The 16663-nt window shown below is 68.9% G+C and carries 18 protein-coding genes, 1 tRNA gene and 1 riboswitch; of the genes, 8 read left to right on the forward strand and 11 right to left on the reverse strand.

What is annotated here, in order from left to right; translation table 11 throughout:
* Positions 1 to 26 precede the first annotated feature (26 nt).
* The 4 genes from ACFVZW_RS10740 to bcp form a co-directional block, all read right to left on the reverse strand.
* Positions 27 to 110: transfer RNA gene (locus ACFVZW_RS10740), tRNA-Leu, on the reverse strand.
* Between the two features lie 50 nt (positions 111 to 160).
* Positions 161 to 826 carry an HNH endonuclease signature motif containing protein gene (locus ACFVZW_RS10745; protein ID WP_384519504.1) on the reverse strand — a complete coding sequence of 222 codons (666 nt, stop codon included), beginning with the start codon at positions 824 to 826 and terminating at the stop codon, positions 161 to 163.
* Entirely contained in the window at positions 823 to 1473 is a 651-nt protein-coding gene (locus tag ACFVZW_RS10750; protein ID WP_384519505.1) for an HNH endonuclease, read from the reverse strand. The genes ACFVZW_RS10745 and ACFVZW_RS10750 overlap by 4 nt, the downstream gene beginning before the upstream one ends.
* Positions 1474 to 1608: 135 nt before the next feature.
* Positions 1609 to 2076 (reverse strand): thioredoxin-dependent thiol peroxidase, encoded by a 468-nt coding sequence (gene bcp / locus ACFVZW_RS10755; protein ID WP_384519507.1) that lies wholly within the window; start codon positions 2074 to 2076, stop codon positions 1609 to 1611.
* Between the two features lie 121 nt (positions 2077 to 2197).
* On the opposite strand from bcp, the gene ACFVZW_RS10760 reads away from it, so the two are divergent.
* From ACFVZW_RS10760 to ACFVZW_RS10770, 3 genes are all read left to right on the forward strand, one after another.
* Positions 2198 to 2518 carry a DUF3618 domain-containing protein gene (locus tag ACFVZW_RS10760; protein WP_384519509.1) on the forward strand — a complete coding sequence of 107 codons (321 nt, stop codon included), beginning with the start codon at positions 2198 to 2200 and terminating at the stop codon, positions 2516 to 2518.
* Positions 2519 to 2564: 46 nt separating this feature from the next.
* On the forward strand, positions 2565 to 2903 hold the full coding sequence (locus ACFVZW_RS10765; RefSeq protein WP_329120126.1) for a co-chaperone GroES: 339 nt from the start codon (positions 2565 to 2567) through the stop codon (positions 2901 to 2903).
* Positions 2904 to 2955: 52 nt separating this feature from the next.
* A riboswitch (guanidine-III (ykkC-III) riboswitch) is annotated at positions 2956 to 3033 on the forward strand.
* Positions 3034 to 3066: 33 nt separating this feature from the next.
* The gene (locus tag ACFVZW_RS10770) at positions 3067 to 3387 is read left to right on the forward strand and encodes a DMT family transporter (RefSeq protein ID WP_384519511.1); all 321 of its coding nucleotides are present in this window, start codon (positions 3067 to 3069) and stop codon (positions 3385 to 3387) included.
* Here ACFVZW_RS10770 and ACFVZW_RS10775 read toward each other — a convergent pair.
* Entirely contained in the window at positions 3384 to 5750 is a 2367-nt protein-coding gene (locus ACFVZW_RS10775; RefSeq protein WP_384519513.1) for a transglycosylase domain-containing protein, read from the reverse strand. The two genes, ACFVZW_RS10770 and ACFVZW_RS10775, sit on opposite strands and share 4 nt — an antisense overlap.
* Before the next feature lie 170 nt (positions 5751 to 5920).
* Between ACFVZW_RS10775 and ACFVZW_RS10780 the strand changes: the two genes are divergently transcribed.
* From ACFVZW_RS10780 to ACFVZW_RS10795, 4 genes are all read left to right on the forward strand, one after another.
* Positions 5921 to 6724 (forward strand): ABC transporter permease, encoded by an 804-nt coding sequence (locus ACFVZW_RS10780; RefSeq protein WP_384519515.1) that lies wholly within the window; start codon positions 5921 to 5923, stop codon positions 6722 to 6724.
* A gap of 280 nt (positions 6725 to 7004) precedes the next feature.
* A complete protein-coding gene (locus ACFVZW_RS10785) occupies positions 7005 to 7781 on the forward strand; it encodes an ABC transporter permease (protein WP_384519605.1) in 777 nt (258 codons plus the stop codon).
* Between the two features lie 3 nt (positions 7782 to 7784).
* Positions 7785 to 8765 carry an ATP-binding cassette domain-containing protein gene (locus tag ACFVZW_RS10790; protein WP_384519517.1) on the forward strand — a complete coding sequence of 327 codons (981 nt, stop codon included), beginning with the start codon at positions 7785 to 7787 and terminating at the stop codon, positions 8763 to 8765.
* Positions 8766 to 8782: 17 nt separating this feature from the next.
* Positions 8783 to 10156 carry a DUF445 domain-containing protein gene (locus ACFVZW_RS10795; protein ID WP_384519519.1) on the forward strand — a complete coding sequence of 458 codons (1374 nt, stop codon included), beginning with the start codon at positions 8783 to 8785 and terminating at the stop codon, positions 10154 to 10156.
* Positions 10157 to 10287: 131 nt separating this feature from the next.
* Here ACFVZW_RS10795 and ACFVZW_RS10800 read toward each other — a convergent pair whose 3' ends face one another.
* The 5 genes from ACFVZW_RS10800 to ACFVZW_RS10820 form a co-directional block, all read right to left on the reverse strand.
* Entirely contained in the window at positions 10288 to 10590 is a 303-nt protein-coding gene (locus ACFVZW_RS10800; RefSeq protein WP_384519521.1) for a hypothetical protein, read from the reverse strand.
* 46 nt (positions 10591 to 10636) lie between these two features.
* Complete coding sequence (locus ACFVZW_RS10805) at positions 10637 to 11701, reverse strand: excalibur calcium-binding domain-containing protein (RefSeq protein WP_384519522.1); 1065 nt, start codon at positions 11699 to 11701, stop codon at positions 10637 to 10639.
* 170 nt (positions 11702 to 11871) lie between these two features.
* The gene (locus ACFVZW_RS10810; protein ID WP_384519524.1) at positions 11872 to 12543 is read right to left on the reverse strand and encodes a hypothetical protein; all 672 of its coding nucleotides are present in this window, start codon (positions 12541 to 12543) and stop codon (positions 11872 to 11874) included.
* 612 nt (positions 12544 to 13155) lie between these two features.
* Complete coding sequence (locus ACFVZW_RS10815; RefSeq protein WP_384519526.1) at positions 13156 to 13641, reverse strand: TrmO family methyltransferase; 486 nt, start codon at positions 13639 to 13641, stop codon at positions 13156 to 13158.
* A 60-nt stretch (positions 13642 to 13701) separates the two neighbouring features.
* Complete coding sequence (locus ACFVZW_RS10820) at positions 13702 to 15090, reverse strand: Tat pathway signal protein (protein WP_384519528.1); 1389 nt, start codon at positions 15088 to 15090, stop codon at positions 13702 to 13704.
* A gap of 696 nt (positions 15091 to 15786) precedes the next feature.
* Here ACFVZW_RS10820 and ACFVZW_RS10825 point away from each other — a divergent pair.
* The gene (locus ACFVZW_RS10825; RefSeq protein WP_384519529.1) at positions 15787 to 15984 is read left to right on the forward strand and encodes a hypothetical protein; all 198 of its coding nucleotides are present in this window, start codon (positions 15787 to 15789) and stop codon (positions 15982 to 15984) included.
* 49 nt (positions 15985 to 16033) lie between these two features.
* Here ACFVZW_RS10825 and ACFVZW_RS10830 read toward each other — a convergent pair whose 3' ends face one another.
* Entirely contained in the window at positions 16034 to 16651 is a 618-nt protein-coding gene (locus ACFVZW_RS10830) for a HEPN domain-containing protein (RefSeq protein ID WP_384519531.1), read from the reverse strand.
* Positions 16652 to 16663: the final 12 nt, after the last annotated feature.

Genomic DNA, 16663 nt, shown 5'->3' on the forward strand with positions numbered 1-16663 from the left:
CCTTGGGGGTGGCGCGCCCTTCACAGTGCGGCCGGAGGGACTCGAACCCTCAAGGGATTTCTCCCACAACTACCTAAAAGTTGCGTGTAGGCCAATTCCACCACGGCCGCTAGCCGCCTGCCATGGTAGCGGGCAGGCGGCGGCGTAGGCACGGGTGCCGCTAGGTTGACTGTCGGCGCTTGCCTCCTCGGCACCATGTATCGGTGATCGCGTGACAGTTGGGGCATAGCAGCCGCAGGTTCTCGGCGCGGTCGTCACTCCAGTCGCCGTTTGTGTGGTCGATCTCGAGGGTCATGGGCTTTCCGCGCCATGCGGGGCCGGTGCCGCATTCCGCGCACTCCTCCGGCACACCGATCTCGCAGAGGGCGCGACGCAGGATCACTGTCTTTGTTCGGCGCCGACCGTTGTGCTTCACCAACACGTCGACGGCGCCTCGCAGTGGGGTGGGGCCAGGCTTGCCCCGCTGGTGCGCTTGACCGAGGAAGTGGCTCGTGGACAGGCGGTCCTCATTGATCCGCTCCTTCAGGAGAGCTCTCTGGTTGGCGTTGTCCGGCAGCCCGAGAAGTCGCAGAGTGCTCGCCACTGAGAGGGAGCCCGATACGGCTTCTGCCAGCTCTTCCGACGTCGGCCGGGTGCCCGACCTGCGGTAACTACGTCGGGGGAGGTGCGACACATCGATGCCGTAGTGCTCGAAGCGTCCCCACAAGTACCGACGGAGGCGCCCGTAGGGTTGGGTGCCGAAGAACGCGATGACCTCCTCGATGGTCCCGCACTGCTTAGCCGCTTCGATCAGCCGCTCCCGTGTGTAGCGGGTTCCCGCGCTCATGACGAGGTCCCTTGGCGACGACCCTTGCCCCGTCCTCGGTACGTGTCCGTCGTCGAGTGGCAGTTGGGGCAGAGGAACCGCAGGTTCTCGATCCGGTTGTTGCGCCAGTTGCCGTCGATGTGGTCGATCTCCAGGGGGAGCGGGTGGCCTCGCCAGATCGCTTCGTTCCCGCAGAGTGCACATCGCTCAGAGACGCCCGCCGCTGCCATCGCGGGCTTCAGGCGATCGTTCGGGATCCGCCGCGCCTGGCTCGGAACCTGTTCGACGAGCAGGGAGGTGGGCGACCGCCGCCGGGTTTCGCCCGCCCGCGATGGCGGCTTGAAATGCGATGTGTCGATCCCCAGCGCCCGGATCCGTCGGCTGATGTGCGTGTGCTGGCCCCCGACCACCTCGACTCCGAGTCGGCGCAACACGTCGCACATGCTGGCGGACTTGGCCACCACGGGCTCAAGGACCTCCCTGGTCCACCGCGCTCCCTCCCGCTCGAAGTGCGACGTGTCCACGCCCAGCTTCCGCATCCGGTCCCGCACATACCGCCGCGTCCCGCTCCTCGGATCCACCCCCAGCTTCCCCAGCGCCTCCGTCAGCGTCCGTGACGACTCCGCCGCCTCCGCAAGGCGCTCCCGTGTGTACGGACTTTCCGGCATACCCGTATCCCCTCCGCCTCGGCCACCTGTTCGTGGTCTCGTACGGAGTAACGAGCCGAATATCGGACAGTCACGTCCAAAATGCGGAACGGCCCGCACCGCTTGTCTGGCGGTGCGGGCCGTTCGGAAGGGTTCTCAGATGCCCAGGTCCTTGATGATCTTGGCTACGTGCCCCGTCGCCTTCACGTTGTACAGGGCGCGCTCGACCTTGCCGTCCTCGTCGACGATCACCGTCGAGCGGATCACGCCCGTCACCGTCTTGCCGTACAGCTTCTTCTCGCCGAAGGCGCCGTACGCCTCCAGGGTCTCCTTCGACGGGTCGCCGACCAGGGTCACCTTCAGGTGCTCCTGCTCGCGGAACTTGGCCAGCTTCTCCGGCTTGTCCGGCGACACGCCGATGACGTCGTAGCCCGCGCCCGCCAGCAGCTCCAGGTTGTCCGTGAAGTCGCAGGCCTGCTTGGTGCAGCCGGGGGTGAGCGCCGCCGGGTAGAAGTAGACGATGACCTTGCGGCCCTTGTGGTCAGCGAGCGAGACCTCGTTGCCGTCCGCGTCGGGCAGGGTGAAGGCGGGGGCGGTGTCACCGGGCTGAAGTCGCTCGCTCATGGCTCTCCTCGGGATATCTGGGCGTACACGACCGAGCCTAATGGGGGCCTGAGACACACCACGGACGGAGAAACTGAGAGACTGTCCGTCAACGACCGATTACGACTACGGAGGCAGCGCGGTGTCGGAGGCCAGGACCCCTGCGCAGATCGAGGCGGACATCGTCCGCCGGCGCGAGCAGCTCGCCGTCACTCTCGACGAGATCGGCATTCGGGTGCACCCGAAGACGATCGTCGGCGACGCGAAGGCGAAGGTCGTCTCCACGGTCGACCACACCGTCGGACGAACGGCCGCCGCCGTCAGCCGGACCTTCTCCGACGTGAAGGCCCGGTTCACGCACGACGACGGCGCGCCGCGCCTGGAGCGGGTGGTTCCGGTGGCGGTGGTCGCCGTGGTCCTCGTCGGGCTGCTCGCGGTCTCCACCCGCAAGCGCAAGGGATGACCCCTCCCGAGTACGGCCGACACGCCCGGACAGGTAGGTTCGAGTCGTGAGCGACAACACCCACGACAAGCTGCCCATCCGGATGCTCCACGACCGTGTGCTGGTCCGGACCGACTCCCCCGAGGGGGAGCGGCGCTCGGGCGGCGGCATCCTCATCCCTGCGACCGCCGCCGTCGGCCGCAGGCTGGCCTGGGCCGAGGTCGTCGCGGTCGGCCAGAACGTCCGCACGGTCGAGACCGGCGACCGCGTTCTGTACGACCCCGAGGACCGCGCCGAGGTCGAGGTGCGGGGCGTCGCGTACGTCCTGATGCGGGAGCGCGATCTGCATGCCGTGGCCGCGGACCGGTTCGAGGGGTCCACGGACACCACCGGGCTGTATCTGTAGAACGTTCCGAACCGAAGGCCTGGTGACCGGTGTCACCAGGCCTTTCGTATGGTTTTTGCTACTCTGGAGCCACCCGACGAGACGCGCCGTACCGGGCCCGCTGCACCGCAGTACGCAAAGACGACGCACTCCTGTTGTTCCGTCTCGCGGAGGTTTCGTCGTCATGGCCTGGGTTCTTCTCATCGTCGCCGGTCTGCTCGAGGTCGGCTGGTCGATCGGCATGAAGTACACGGACGGGTTCACCCGCCTCTGGCCCAGCGTCTTCACGGGCGCCGGGATCGTCGCCTCCATGCTGCTGCTGTCCCAGGCCGCCAAGACGCTTCCCATCGGTACGGCGTACGGCGTCTGGGTCGGTATCGGTGCGGCCGGTGCGGCGGTGTTCGGCATGGTGGCGCTCGGTGAGCCGGCGACCGCCGCCCGGATCTTCTTCGTCTGTCTGCTCCTGGTCGCGGTGGTGGGTCTGAAGGCGACCTCGGGTCACTAGCTCGGCGAGGCCGGTGGCGGCAGCGGCGGCGGCGGGGGAGCCGCCTCGGGGGTCGACTCGGGAGTGGCGAGGGGAGGCGCGCTTCCCCCGCCTTCGTCCGTCCCCGTAGCACCGCCGTCGTTCGTGCCCTCCGGCGTTCCCGGGCGCTCCGGCTCCGGCCGGGGCTCGGGACGAGTCGGTCGCTGAGGTCTCTGAGGTCTCTGAGGTGCCTGGGGCGTGAGAGGCGTCAGCGGTACCGCCGGTGTCCGAGGGTGCTCCTGCGTCCTCTGCGGGCCCTCCATGCCCTCATCCGACTCCTCCCACTCCTCCGCCTCGTCCGATCCGTCCGGCCGTAGCGACTCCAGCGGGTCCCACGACTCCTGCGCGCCCTCCCCGAGTTCGAGCTCGAACTCCCGCGGCTCGCTCCCCGCCAGCGCGTCGCGTGTGAACTGGCCCCAGATCTCCGCCGGTGGCCCGCCCCCGTTGATCCTGGGCAGTCCGAGCGCCCCGTACAGCGACTTCTGCTCGCCCGTGTCCGGGTCCTGGCCCATCATCGTGACCACCGTCGCCAGATCCGGGGTGTACCCCGCGAACCAGGCGGCCTTGTCGTCCTCGGCCGTGCCCGTCTTGCCCGCCGCCGGCCGGCCCGCGGTCAGGGCCGCCGTTCCCGAACCGAACTCCACCACGCTCCGCAGCACCGAGGTCGTCGTGTCCGCGGCCTCCCGGCTCACCGCCTGCCGGCTTCCGGCGGCGGGCAGCTCCAGGTCCTCGCCGTCCTTGGTGACCTTCTCGACGAGGCTGTACGTGCCGTGCCGGCCGTGGTTGGCGAGGGTGGCGTACGCCTCCGCCATGTCGAGGACGCTCGCCGTGGCGGGGCCCAGCGCGATGGAGGGGGAGGCGTTGAGGTCGGGGGTGCTCTTCGGTACGCCGAGGGCGACGGCCGTCTCCCTGACCCTCGCGGGCCCGACGTCCACCGCCATCTGCGCGTACACGGCGTTGACCGAGCTGTCGGTGGCGGACCGTACGGTGATGTCGCCGTACGACTCGTCGTCCTCGTTGCCCGGGGCGTAGTAGTCGCCGTCCCAGCCCTGCACGGGGCGCTTGTCGGTGCCGTCGTAGTAGGTGTTCGGGGTGATCCGCTCGCCCTCCTGGGTGAGCGATCCGTGCTGGAGCGCCGCGGTGAGGACGAAGGGCTTGAAGGTGGAGCCGACCTGGTAGTCGCGGCGCGTGGCGTTGTTGACGTACTGCCTGGTGTAGTCGATGCCGCCGTACAGGGCGAGGACCCGGCCGGTCGCCGGATCGATCGCGGCGCCCCCTACCCGGACGAAGCGGTCGGTGGGGTTCCGTGCGGGGTCGAGCTTCGACATCACCTGGTCCTCGACGGCCGTGACGAAGGCGTCCTGCTTCTCCTTCTCCAGGGTGGTGGTGATCCGGAAGCCGCCGCCGGCCAGGGTCTTCTCGTCGACGATGCCGTTGCCGGTCAGATACTCCTCGACGGCCTGGACGAGGTAGCCGCGCTGCCCGGAGAGGCCGGTGGCCGGGCGGGCGGTCTGCGGGGACGGGAAGGTGGTGTCGGTCCGCTCGGCGGGGGAGAGCCACTTCTCCTTGACCATGCCGTCGAGGACGTAACTCCAACGGCCGAGCGCCTTGGTCCGGTTCTCGGGGTGGGTGGCGACGTCGTAGGCGCTGGGTGCCTTGAGCAGGGAGGCGAGGTACGCGCCCTCGGCGGTGTCGATGTGCCCGGCGTCCTTGCCGTAGTAGGCGCGGGCGGCGGCCTGGATGCCGTAGGCGTTGCGGCCGAAGTAACTGGTGTTCAGATAGCCCTCGAAGATCTCGTCCTTGCTCTTCTCGCGGTTGAGCTTGATGGCGATGAAGAACTCCTTCACCTTGCGGGTGATGGTCTGCTCCTGGCCCAGGTAGTAGTTCTTGACGTACTGCTGGGTGATGGTGGAGCCGGACTGCCGGCCCTTGCCGGTGAGGGTGTTCCAGGCGGCGCGGACCATGGCCTTGGGGTCGACGACGGCTCGGTCGGAGTAGAAGTCGCGGTCCTCCGCGGCGAGTACGGCGTGCCGGACGGACGCCGGGACGTGCATGAGCCGTACGTTCTCGCGGTTGACCTCGCCGTCGCGGGCGATCTGGCTGCCGTCCTTGTAGAGGTACACGTTGGACTGCGCGATCGCGGCGGAGTTGGCGGGCGGGATGTCCACGAGCAGGTAGCCGGCGACGAGTCCGCCGAGGAGCAGCAGCGTGCCGAGGAGGAAGGTGCCGAGGAGCGCCCGCAGGATGCGTCGGGGGCGGGAGCGCCGTGGGCGCTTGGGTGGCGGGGTGGGGACGGTGGGGTCCCTGGGCGCCCAGCCGGGTCGGTGTGGCTGGTCCTCGCTCATGGTGGAGCTCCCGTACCGGATGAAGGGGATGGCTCCCCCATACTGCACGCACCGGGACAGAACCTGAGGAATGCGACTCGTAAAGCACTCGCGTTGGCGGCGTGCGGGGTACTAGGGTCGTGCGCTTTGGTGCCGTCGGGGCGCACTGGACGAGAGGGAAGGGAACCGGGATGCGGCTGCTGTACGCGACGGTGGCCGCGGGTGGGTTCCGGCGCTACGCCACGTACCGGATGGCCACGGCGGCGGGGGTGTTCACCAACACCGTCTTCGGGTTCATCCTGTCGTACACCTATATCGCCCTGTGGGACGAGCGGCCACAGCTCGGCGGGTACGACATGGCCGACGCGCTCGCCTATGTGTGGATCGGCCAGGGGCTGATCACCGTCTGCGGGCTGATGGGCGGCGGGTTCGAGGAAGAGCTGATCGAACGGATCAGGACGGGTGACATCGCCGTCGACCTCTATCGGCCGGCCGATCTGCAGGCCTGGTGGTTCGCGGCCAACGCGGGGCGGAGCGCGTACCAGCTGCTCGGGCGCGGGGTGGGTCCGATGGTGGTCGGCGCGCTCGTCTTCGACATCACGCTGCCCGAGCGGGCGTCGACCTGGCTCGCCTTCCTGCTGGCGATCGCGCTGGGCGCGACGGTGAGCTTCGCGATCTGGTACCTGGTGGCGATGAGCGCGTTCTGGCTGATGGACGGTCAGGGCGTGGTGCAGGTGGCGTGGCTGGGCGGGCTGTTCTTCTCCGGGATGCTGCTGCCGCTGAACGTCTTCCCGGGAGCGCTGGGCGAGGTGGCGCGGGTGCTGCCGTGGGCGTCGATGCTGCAGATCCCGGCGGATGTGTACCTGGAGAAGTACGAGGGGTGGGGGCTGCTGGGGGCGTACGCCTTCCAGCTCGGCTGGGCGGCGGTGCTGCTGGTGGCGGGGCGGCTGGCGCAGTCGCTGGCGACGCGGAAGGTGGTGGTGCAGGGTGGGTGAGACGCCTGTGCTGGGGGAGTCGGGAGCGGTGCGCGGGGCGTACGGCGATACGGCTGCCGGGTCGCCGGGCGGGACGGAGCCTGTGCCGGCGGGCGGTAAGGAGCGTGTTGGGTCGGGCGATACGGAGCCCGTGTCCTCGGGAGGCACGGAGCCTGTGCCTTCGGGCGGGACGGAGCGTGTGCCGGCGGGCGGTACGGAGCGTGTGTCCTCAGGAGGCACGGAGCCTGTGCCGGCGGCTCCCGGATCGTCCTGGCTCGCGGAGTCCTGGCGGACGTACCGGATGGTCGCCGGCATGTGGATCCGTTCGACGATGACGTACCGCACGTCCTTCGCTCTGACGCTGGTCACCTCCTTCGCCGTCACCTTCTTCGACTTCGTCGTGATCCTGCTGATGTTCGGTCAGGTGGAGGGGCTCGGCGGCTTCGCCTTCGCCGAGGTCGCGTTCCTGTACGGGGCGACCGGCACGTCCTTCGGCCTCGCGGACCTGACGATGGGCTCGCTCCAGCGGATGGGCAAGCGGGTGCGGGACGGCTCGTTCGACATGTTCCTGCTGCGGCCGGCGCCGGTGCTCGCGCAGGTGGCGGCGGACAAGTTCGCGCTGCGGCGGCTCGGCCGGGTGGCCCAGGGACTGTTCGTACTCATCTGGGCGCTGCTGATCCTGGACGTGGAGTGGACGGCGGTGAAGGTGCTGCTGCTGCCGGTGATGCTGCTCTGCGGCACGCTGATCTTCTCGGCGGTGATGGTCGTCGGCGCGTCGGCGCTGTTCTGGGCGCAGGACGCGGCCGAGGTGACGAGCTCGTTCACGTACGGCGGGAACACGCTGCTGCAGTACCCGCCGGCGATCTTCGCGCAGGATCTGGTGCGCGGGGTCGTGTACGTCGTCCCGCTGGCGTTCGTGAACTGGCTGCCGGCGCTGTACGTCCTGGGCCGGCCCGCGCCGGCCGGGGTGCCGTCCTGGCTGGCGTTCGCGTCGCCGCTGGTGGCGCTGGCCTGCTGCGCCCTCGCGGGCCTGGCGTGGCGCGCGGGACTCCGTTCGTACCGAAGCACAGGGAGCTGAGACATGGCCTTCATCGAGCTGGACGACGTGCAGAAGGTCTTCACGGTGCGGCGGAGGGCGGGGCTGTTGCGCCGTGAGAAGCATGAGGTCCGGGCGGTCGACGGGATCGGCTTCGGCGTGGAGCGCGGCGAGATGGTCGGCTACATCGGCCCGAACGGCGCGGGCAAGTCGACCACCATCAAGATGCTGACGGGCATCCTCACCCCGAGCGGGGGCCGGCTGCGGGTCGCGGGCATCGACCCGTCGCGGGAGCGGACGCGGCTCGCCCAGCGGATCGGGGTGGTGTTCGGGCAGCGGACGACGCTCTGGTGGGACCTGCCGCTGAAGGACTCGTACCGGCTGATGCACCGGATGTACCGGATCCCGGACGAGCGCTTCGCCGCCAATCTCGCCCGCTGCGTGGAACTCCTCGAGCTGGGCGAGCTGCTGGACGTACCCGTACGGCAGCTGTCGCTGGGCCAGCGGATGCGCGGCGACATCGCGGCGGCGCTGCTGCACGACCCGGACGTGCTCTACCTGGACGAGCCGACGATCGGCCTCGATGTGGTGTCGAAGGCGCGGGTGCGGGAGTTCCTGCGCGAGCTCAACGCGACGCAGGGCACGACGGTCCTGCTGACGACCCATGACCTGACGGACATCGAGCAGCTGTGCAAGCGGGTGATGGTGATCGACCACGGCCGGCTGATGTACGACGGCGAGCTGGCGGGGCTCCACGAGGTGGGGGCCGCCAGTGAGCGTCAGCTGGTGGTGGACCTGGAGCGCGAGCTGCCGCCGATCGAGCTGCCCGGGGCGCGATTCGTACGGTCGGAGGGCCCGCGGCAGGTGCTCGCCTTCCCGGCCTCGGCGTCGGCGGCGCCGCTCGTGGCGGCGGTGGCGGAGGCGTATCCGCTGGTGGACCTGTCGGTGCGGGAGCCGGACATCGAGGCGGTGATCGCGAAGATGTACGGGGAACGGGAACTTGAGGTGCGTCCGGGAAGTCCCTGATGTAGGGAGGTGGGGTGATGAGCGACACGAGGAGCGGGGCGCGGGGCGAGGCGGGGGGCGGCGCGCGGGGGGAGGCCCTCGGCGACACGCCGGGCAGGCCGCCGGGCGAGGCGCGGCGGCCGCTGGTGGCGTTCGCGTACACGGCGGCGGACGCGGAGCGTCACCGCGGGGTGCGCCGGATGAAGGCCCTGGCCACGGGTCTGCTCGTCGTGGTGGCGGTGATCTACGCCCTGGCGACGTGGGCGGAGAACGCGGGATGGGGCGCCTGGGCCGGCTATGTGGCGGCCGCGGCGGAGGCCGGCATGGTCGGCGCGCTGGCGGACTGGTTCGCGGTGACGGCGCTGTTCCGGCGTCCGCTGGGCCTGCCGATCCCGCACACGGCGATCATCCCGACGAAGAAGGACCAGCTGGGCACCACGCTGGGTTCCTTCGTCGGCGAGAACTTCCTGTCGGCGGATGTCGTACGGGGGAGGCTGCACGCGCTGGGCATCGCGGGCCGCCTGGGCGCGTGGCTGGCGGAGCCGGACCACGCGGACCGGGTGACGCGGGAGCTGGCCACGGCCCTGCGCGGCGCCCTGACGGTCCTGCGGGACTCGGACGTCCAGGCGGTGGTCGGCGAGGCGATCACCCGTCGCGCGGAGGCGGCGGAGATCGCGCCGGGGATAGGCAAGACGCTGGAGAAGATCGTCTCCGACGGGGCCCACCGCAGGGCCGTGGACCTGGTGTGCGCGCGGGCGCACGACTGGCTGGTGTTCCACGGGGACTCGGTGATGGACGCGGTCCAGGGCGGCGCGCCGGGCTGGACGCCGAGGTTCGTGGACCGCCGGGTGGGGGAGCGGGTCTACAAGGAGCTGCTGCGCTTCGTCACGGAGATGCGGGACATGCCGGAGCACCCGGCGCGCGGCGCGATCGACCGCTTCCTGACGGACTTCGCGGCGGACCTCCAGGCGGACACGGACACCCGTGCGCGGGTGGAACGCCTGAAGGCGGACCTGCTGGCACGCCCGGAGGTCCAGGACATCATCGCCTCGGCCTGGTCGTCGGTGCGGGGCTTGATCATCGCGGCGGCGGAGGACGACCGCAGCCAGCTGCGCCTGCGGGCGCGGGCGTCCCTGATCTCGCTGGGCGGCAGGCTGGTGACGGACGGCCGCCTGCAGGCGAAGGTCGAGGGCTGGGCGGAGGACGCGGCGGCCTATGTGGTCACGACGTACCGCGCGGAGATCACGTCGCTGATCAGCGACACGGTGGCGAGCTGGGACGCGGACCAGACGTCGAAGAAGATCGAGGCGAACATCGGCCGGGACCTCCAGTTCATCCGCATCAACGGCACGGTGGTGGGCGCACTGGCGGGCCTGCTGATCTACACGGTGAGCCACGCGGTGGGGGGCTGAGGCGGTCGGCCTTGCAGGGGGTGCGCTGGGCGGGCAAGGGGGTAGGGGAACCTGCCCGCCCAGCGCTCATGGGGAGGGCACTGGGTAGTACGTACGGAACGGCGGGGCCGTTCAGCACGTGACGCGGGACTTCAGCCCTTGTTACGGGTGACGGCCCACGAGGTCCCGGCCATGGCCCCGGCGACGGAGAACACGGCGGGCCAGGCCCCGACCTTCTTGGCCAGCGGGTGAGACCCGGCGAACGCGGCGACATAGGCCCCGGTCAGCGCGGCAGCGGCCTTCCCACCCGCCACCTGCTGCCACTCCCGCGCGGCAAGGGCCCCAGCACCGGCGAGCACAACACCCCCGAGGGGCCGCTTCTTGGTCCACCGCGCGACGGCGTACCCACCGACGAGTCCGACGGCGGCTATGGCGGGGGCGGGGATGCGGGGCATGGTGGGCGCCTCTCTCAGGGTGGCAGTCTCGGACTACGAGCCTAATTCAGCTCTCGCAGCCGACGTCGTCCCCATCCCGGTCGAGGTGACGCCCATACCCAGGGTCACCTCGGCGCACGGGAGCGGCCCCGGCGGCGCGGGCGGCGCTGCAGTTCTCGTAGTACGTGCTGCCGCTTCCGCCACTGCTGCTTCCCCCAGTGACCGACGCGCCGGAACCTCCAGACCCTCCGGAGTACGGCTCGCACCCCACCCCGTCCCCATCTCGATCGAGATGACTCGCATACCCGGGGTCACCGCGACGGACCGGTGCCGCGCCTGCGGCGCGCGCGGCGTCACAGTTCCGGTAGTAGACGGCCGGGGGTTCCGCTTTCTGCGTACGGGTCGGCTTCGGCTTCGGTGTAGGAGTGGGGGTCGGGGACGGCACGGGGGCATCGACCGTGATGCGGACGACGGCGGTCCCGCCAGTTACGTCAGGGGAGTTCGGCTTCACCCGGTAGGTGAACTCGTCCTCTCCGCTGTACCCAGTAACGGGCGTGTAGATGATGGAGACGCCGTCGACGACGGCCGTGCCGTGACCGGGCTGCGAGTCGAGGGTCAGCTCGTACTCGCTCCCGCCTAGGAAGCTGGTCAACGGCTTCTGCCCGCCACCTGCGGCTTCAGTCGCCGTGTCGTTGGCGAGCACAGCGATGGTGAGCGGGGAGGCCTCAGCGCTCTCCTCGTCGTCGACCAACGTCAGCGTGACCGCCGGCTTCGGCGTAGCACTCGTCGCCACGGCCTCAACCTCCTTGACATCCTCAGCACGGCTGCCTCCACCCTCACCACCGCACCCAGCGAGGGCTACGACGGCCACGGCTGACGCGATCAGCGCTCTACGACCCCGGCGCATGTTTCCCGTACGCACAACGAACCCCCACGGCATTCCGGTTACGGAGAAGGCACCGATGCTGCCACGTGCGAGCGTGAGATGTGGTGGAATCGTGAACTTCGAGTGAAGATCATCTTCCCTTGCCTCGGCAGCGCCGCTCGGGACACACCTCAGGGCCCCGAGCGGCGAGTTGAACTTGGCCGACGTGCTCTGGCCGCGATCGGCGAAGAAGACGGCCGGGAACACGGGGCGGTGTGCTGGAAGGTGGCGACGTCGCAGTCCAGCTCGTTGGATGCGGGGACCGGGATGTTCCAGAGCGCCGAGGACGCCGGCGAGCATCCTGCGGATGCCCGCGCGCTGCGACTCGATGCCGCCGGGCGGACGCTCGTTCGCGTGAGGTGGGTTGCCCCTCGACCCTACAAGGGAGTGCGGATGCGCTCCCCGTCCGGCACCGGCATCGGCTCGTCACGGGTGGGAGCGGCGCATGCGGCGCACAGGGTCTCGTCGGCGAGCGGCCGAAACAGCATGGGTTGGGTGTGGTGGCCGGTGCACTCGCGTGTGCCTTCGAGGCGGACGGAGAGCCGGATCCGCGTGGGTGCAGGTGCGGGCGGGGTCGGCAGGGCGCGTGGTGGGACATCGCGGAGGAGATAGCGGACGAGTCCGCCGGGTCGGTGAACGGGCGTCCCGGCGGGCAGGCCGCGTAGGACGTGCTCGTGGACGTCGGCGGACGAGTGCCCGGCGTCGAGCCAGCGGGCGGCGAGGCGGGCGAGTTCGTCGCGCATGCCGGGCGGGATGTGCCGCAGGGTGGGGGAGAGCAGGTGCAGCGCCCCGACGAGGGCGCGGGCGGCATCGATGTGGGGGCTGGTCGGTGTTCCGTCGGCAGGCTCATCGACGGCCTCGGCCGATTCGGCCGGAAGGTTGGAGGTGTCTTTCCTCAGGTGTTCTTCTGGATGACCGTCGGTCGACGGAGTGGTCGGCCGACCGGCGGCCGGGTTCCGAGGACTCGGTGCGACGTGCGGGGTCACGCGGTCCGTGCAGACGGAGAGGGGTGTCCGGGCGAGGAGTTTGGCGGCCTCGCCGGAGGTCAACGGGGTACTGGAGACGAGCTGTTGGGTGGCCCACCGCCCACCAGGTCCCTGAACTCGCCGTTCATGCACGAATCCCTCCTCCTTGAGCTGCCGCTTGGCGCGGGTGAAGGCGCATCCCCCGATCCGGGCACGTTGGGCGGTCGCGGAAAGGGACTCGCGCGCGTCCTGAGGGAGGGAGAGTTGCCAGGTGAGGAGTCGAACGGCGTCGGAACTCAGCCGAGGATGCCGAATGATCTCGTGCGAGAACTGACTGAAGGCATGGGAGGGCGCGTTAAAGTGCCGGTAGATCACGGTGGAGGCCTGTTTCCACTAGTGGTTCAGGCCCTCGCCGATGGCTGCAACCGTCGACGGGGGCCGTTTTGCGCGAACGTACCGCACGGGGCGTGCCCAGATGGGCACGTTAAGTGAAGAGCGTTCGTGTGGGTGAAGGGCAGGCTCGACAGGCCTGGACACCAGCTCCGCCTCGGGTGCGCCCGCCTTCCGAGAGTGTTTTCGCCGCCGGAAGGAGCGGCTCTCGGAAAGAGGGCGGGTCCCACCCGACACTCACGAACCCGGCCCACCCCATGGGCCGACCTCGCGTGACGGCAGAGGTCGTGACGCAGGCCCCTCGCTTCAGCGTTCGGAGGAGTCTCGCCAGTAGTCCGCGAGCATCTCGCCCGGCCACGTCGGCTGAGTCACGGGCCCACGAGGGAGCATTTCTTGGAACACCGCGACAAGGTCGACGACCTGAGTGTCGTCGTCGGCGTCGAGGTCCGCGACGTGGAGGTCGCGCCCGTCGACCTTCAGCAGTCTCGGAAAGGAAGTGGCCAGCCGGGCCGGACGGCGATGGTTGTGATGAACGAAGGTGCCGGTCGCCGGCCATGCCGGGTTGTCGCGGGGGCTGCGTGCGTGAAGGGCGACATCATCCGGGGATCCGAGGTTGAAGAACCACGTGACCTGGAGGTGGGAGAACTCTTCGATGCCCTGCAGGGTCTCCACTGGGAAATCCGGCCGCAGACGGATGACCGATTCCACGCCGCCCTTGAAGTCGTCGAGCCGTCCGGTATGCCCCCCGACCACGTCGGCGATGACCGGCACCTCGATGAACTGCGCAGCCACGATGTCCCCTTCTTCCATACAGACAACGCCACTTGTGTAGGTACAGCGGCTTCGGCGCCGTCAGGTTACTCGTCGGAGTGCGACCCGGGCTCGCTCGTCCACCTCGGTGGCAGAGGGGATTCCGCGATTGCGGAACGGGGACAGCGTCGTCCGCATGGTGACGACTGCTTCCCGTGCCCTGCCGGACTGGACGCCGTCCATGGCATCCAGAGCCCGTGACCACGTCTGGCACGCCGCGTCGATGTTCCCCTGTCCAGCCTGGACGGTTCCCATGTAGCCGAGCGTGACAGCGTGGGTTCGGCTGAAGGAGTCCGCCCTGCGATGTCGAACGCTGGCACGGAATTGGCGCAGGGCGCCGTCGAGGTCGCCCAAGGCCCATAGCGTGCGGGCGGTTTCATGGGCGAGGGACGCTTCCTGGAAGAACCAGACTCGCTGAGGTTCGTCGTCGCCCGCTACGGCCTGGCAGAGGTCGGTTTCGGCTTGGTTGATCGCGGCGATGGCGTTGCCCTTCTGGCCGTCCACGGCCAGCGCCCGCGCACGCACGACGCCGATCAGGGCTCGCTCGCGCGGAGTGGACTTGGCGTACCTCTTGCGCTCGACGGAGGCGGTGGCGAGGTCCATGGCTGCCTTGGTGTGTCCAAGGTCTATGGCCTGATGGGCCATTGCCCGCAGGATGTGCCCGGCAAGGGGAGCGTCGTCGGCTTCCGCGGCAAGCTTGAGCGCGAGGGTGAGGTAGCGCCGTGCGGGTTCGTGCTGAGACGCGTCGAAGCTCATCCAGCCGGCCACGTACACCGCTTCGGCTGCCGCAGAGTACAGCGACCGACGCGAGTGCTCGCTTCTGAAGACTCCACCGACGTACCGGGCGACGTCGTCGACGATGTACTGGTAGAGCGCGGTTCGACCGTCGACACCGCCGTGCCGTTGATCGCGTCGGGCGAAGAACTCGGTCATCTCGCGAACGGCCCGCACTTCGGTCGCGCCGACTCTTCGGGTCGGGTCGATCGCGCGGGTGCGCGCCCGCTGAGGAGCTTCGTCCCACCAAGTGTCGCGGGGCAGGACCAGCCCGCCGACGGAGTAGACGGCGGCGCCGGTGAGGAGCCGGCGACGTTCGCGGTCCATGCTGTTTCTCCCCAGGTCGACCAGAGTCGTCAGCGTGTCGGTGTCCCACTCGGACCCGGTGACCGCGTCCGAGGTGCTCCCCGCGAGACCGATCTCCGCGAGTGTGACGGGACGTCCCAACCGCCGCGACAGAGTTTCGCGCAGGATGTCGGCGGCCCGGCCCCGGGGTCGGGTCCCGGCGACCCACATGGCGATGTGCGAGCGCTTCACGGTGAGGAGTTCGTCAACGCCGGCCTCTGCCGCGACACGTACGACTGCAGCGGCCACCACGGGCTGTGACCAGCCAGTCTCCGCGATCACCGCGGCCAGTTCGTCGTTCCTGTGCGCCATGCTGCGCCCCTGTTCACAAGAGAACAACCTTTGACGGGTTTGACGGCATCGAGGCCTCAACGGGGATGCCCGCCCATCGCGAACCACGGTTCGCTGAGAGGACAGAAAACCACCAACCGACAACGAAGGGAGGGCGACTGGTGACTTTCAGCCACGTGGGTGACGAGGAGGGCCGAGAGCCCGCCGGCTCGTCATCTACGACACCGACTCGTCTCCATTCGCGTCCCAAGCAGGTAACGCGAGTAGGTGAAAGGCCCGTACCCTCTCCAGCCGCCTTGATGGACGCTGCGACTGCTACGTCTCGGCCCACAGGTCACCCCGCCTACTCCCAGACCCTTCCCCGCGAGGCGCGGAGCGCCGGAGTCGCTCGCCGTCTGGTTCGAACAGCACTGACCCTCTGGGGCCTGGATTCGTTGACTGAGGACGCCTCGCTCGTGATCACTGAGCTGGTCTCCAACGCGGTCGCCCACAGTCGACTCCCGTCGATCAGAGTGCTCGTCTCCCGGCCTTCCGCGAATGGGGTTCGCGTGGGGGTGGTCGACCGCTCCAGGGCCCTCCCGATCCTGGGCGCGGACTTCAGCGGCGACCAGCTCCGGGGGAGGGGCTGATCCTGGTCGACACGCTCACGGACGAGTGGGGAACTGAGCTGTACCGGTGGGGCAAGCAGGTCTGGGCCGAGCTCAGCGAGGGAAACGCGTGAAGGACGGGAAGCCCTGGGTGGGCGACGAGGTGCGCGACGAGGTCACGAACAGGAAGGCCATCGTGACCGACGTCCGCGGCGGCTCCGTGTACGTCCTTCGCCATGTCTGGGGCGGGGGCGACACCTGGGATGCCGAAGACCCCGAGAAGCTCACGCTGACAAAGCCTGCAGGCGACACCACACTCGCCGGATGAGTCGTCGTACTGGTGGGGGTCGGCGGGTAGGAGGCTGACGTGGCGCCTCCTACTTCCTGTCCAGGAGCACGTCGATTCCCTTGAACCCTTCGAGGATCTCGGTGACAGTTTGCAGTTCGATCCGTGGATCTATCTGATGCTGCAACTTGGCGGAACTGTGCGCTACCTTTCCGCGAGCGGTAGCCCACGATTCGGTTGTCTCCAGCCATGTGCGGTTTATTTCATCGATGGTGATCCCGAGTGGAAGCAGTATCAGGAGGAGATTCTTCTCTTTGATGCCGTGGTTTCGGGTTCTGATGAAGGTGCTGTAGTGCTTCTTGGAAGCCTCGATCCGCCCTTTCAGTGTCGGGTATTTCCTCGACGAGTCAGTGATATCGGACAACTTGTCAGGGATGTCATAGTCGGCCTCTTTGTGGGACATGAGGGCGAGCAGGCATGGGCGGATCCTGCCGGTTTTATCCCAAATGGAATGAGCGCGATGAATGACCTCCACCGCTCTGTCTTCTATGTATGACTCGAATTCGGCATGGGCGAGCACGCGGAAGGCGCGAGTGCGTTCGTGAACCCTGTTTGTGTACAGGCCGGTCGGTTCGAATGTCCGGGGTAGTAGGTTCTTACGAAGTTCGTTAACTCGACGTGAGAGTGTCCTATAGCGCGGGGAAGGCATCGCGTAGCGACC

Origin of the sequence: Streptomyces sp. NPDC059567 (assembly GCF_042735655.1) — a bacterium.
In the GTDB taxonomy this organism is placed as follows: domain Bacteria; phylum Actinomycetota; class Actinomycetes; order Streptomycetales; family Streptomycetaceae; genus Streptomyces.

Excerpts from the sequence above, each read along its gene's own strand:
- ACFVZW_RS10745 (WP_384519504.1), bottom strand. The coding sequence starts at position 826 with ATGAGCGCGGGAACCCGCTACACACGGGAGCGGCTGATCGAAGCGGCT.
- ACFVZW_RS10750 (WP_384519505.1), bottom strand. The coding sequence starts at position 1,473 with ATGCCGGAAAGTCCGTACACACGGGAGCGCCTTGCGGAGGCGGCGGAG.
- bcp (WP_384519507.1), bottom strand. The coding sequence starts at position 2,076 with ATGAGCGAGCGACTTCAGCCCGGTGACACCGCCCCCGCCTTCACCCTG.
- ACFVZW_RS10770 (WP_384519511.1), top strand. The coding sequence starts at position 3,067 with ATGGCCTGGGTTCTTCTCATCGTCGCCGGTCTGCTCGAGGTCGGCTGG.
- ACFVZW_RS10775 (WP_384519513.1), bottom strand. The coding sequence starts at position 5,750 with ATGAGCGAGGACCAGCCACACCGACCCGGCTGGGCGCCCAGGGACCCC.
- ACFVZW_RS10780 (WP_384519515.1), top strand. The coding sequence starts at position 5,921 with ATGCGGCTGCTGTACGCGACGGTGGCCGCGGGTGGGTTCCGGCGCTAC.
- ACFVZW_RS10785 (WP_384519605.1), top strand. The coding sequence starts at position 7,005 with ATGGTCGCCGGCATGTGGATCCGTTCGACGATGACGTACCGCACGTCC.
- ACFVZW_RS10790 (WP_384519517.1), top strand. The coding sequence starts at position 7,785 with ATGGCCTTCATCGAGCTGGACGACGTGCAGAAGGTCTTCACGGTGCGG.
- ACFVZW_RS10795 (WP_384519519.1), top strand. The coding sequence starts at position 8,783 with ATGAGCGACACGAGGAGCGGGGCGCGGGGCGAGGCGGGGGGCGGCGCG.
- ACFVZW_RS10800 (WP_384519521.1), bottom strand. The coding sequence starts at position 10,590 with ATGCCCCGCATCCCCGCCCCCGCCATAGCCGCCGTCGGACTCGTCGGT.
- ACFVZW_RS10820 (WP_384519528.1), bottom strand. The coding sequence starts at position 15,090 with ATGGCGCACAGGAACGACGAACTGGCCGCGGTGATCGCGGAGACTGGC.
- ACFVZW_RS10830 (WP_384519531.1), bottom strand. The coding sequence starts at position 16,651 with ATGCCTTCCCCGCGCTATAGGACACTCTCACGTCGAGTTAACGAACTT.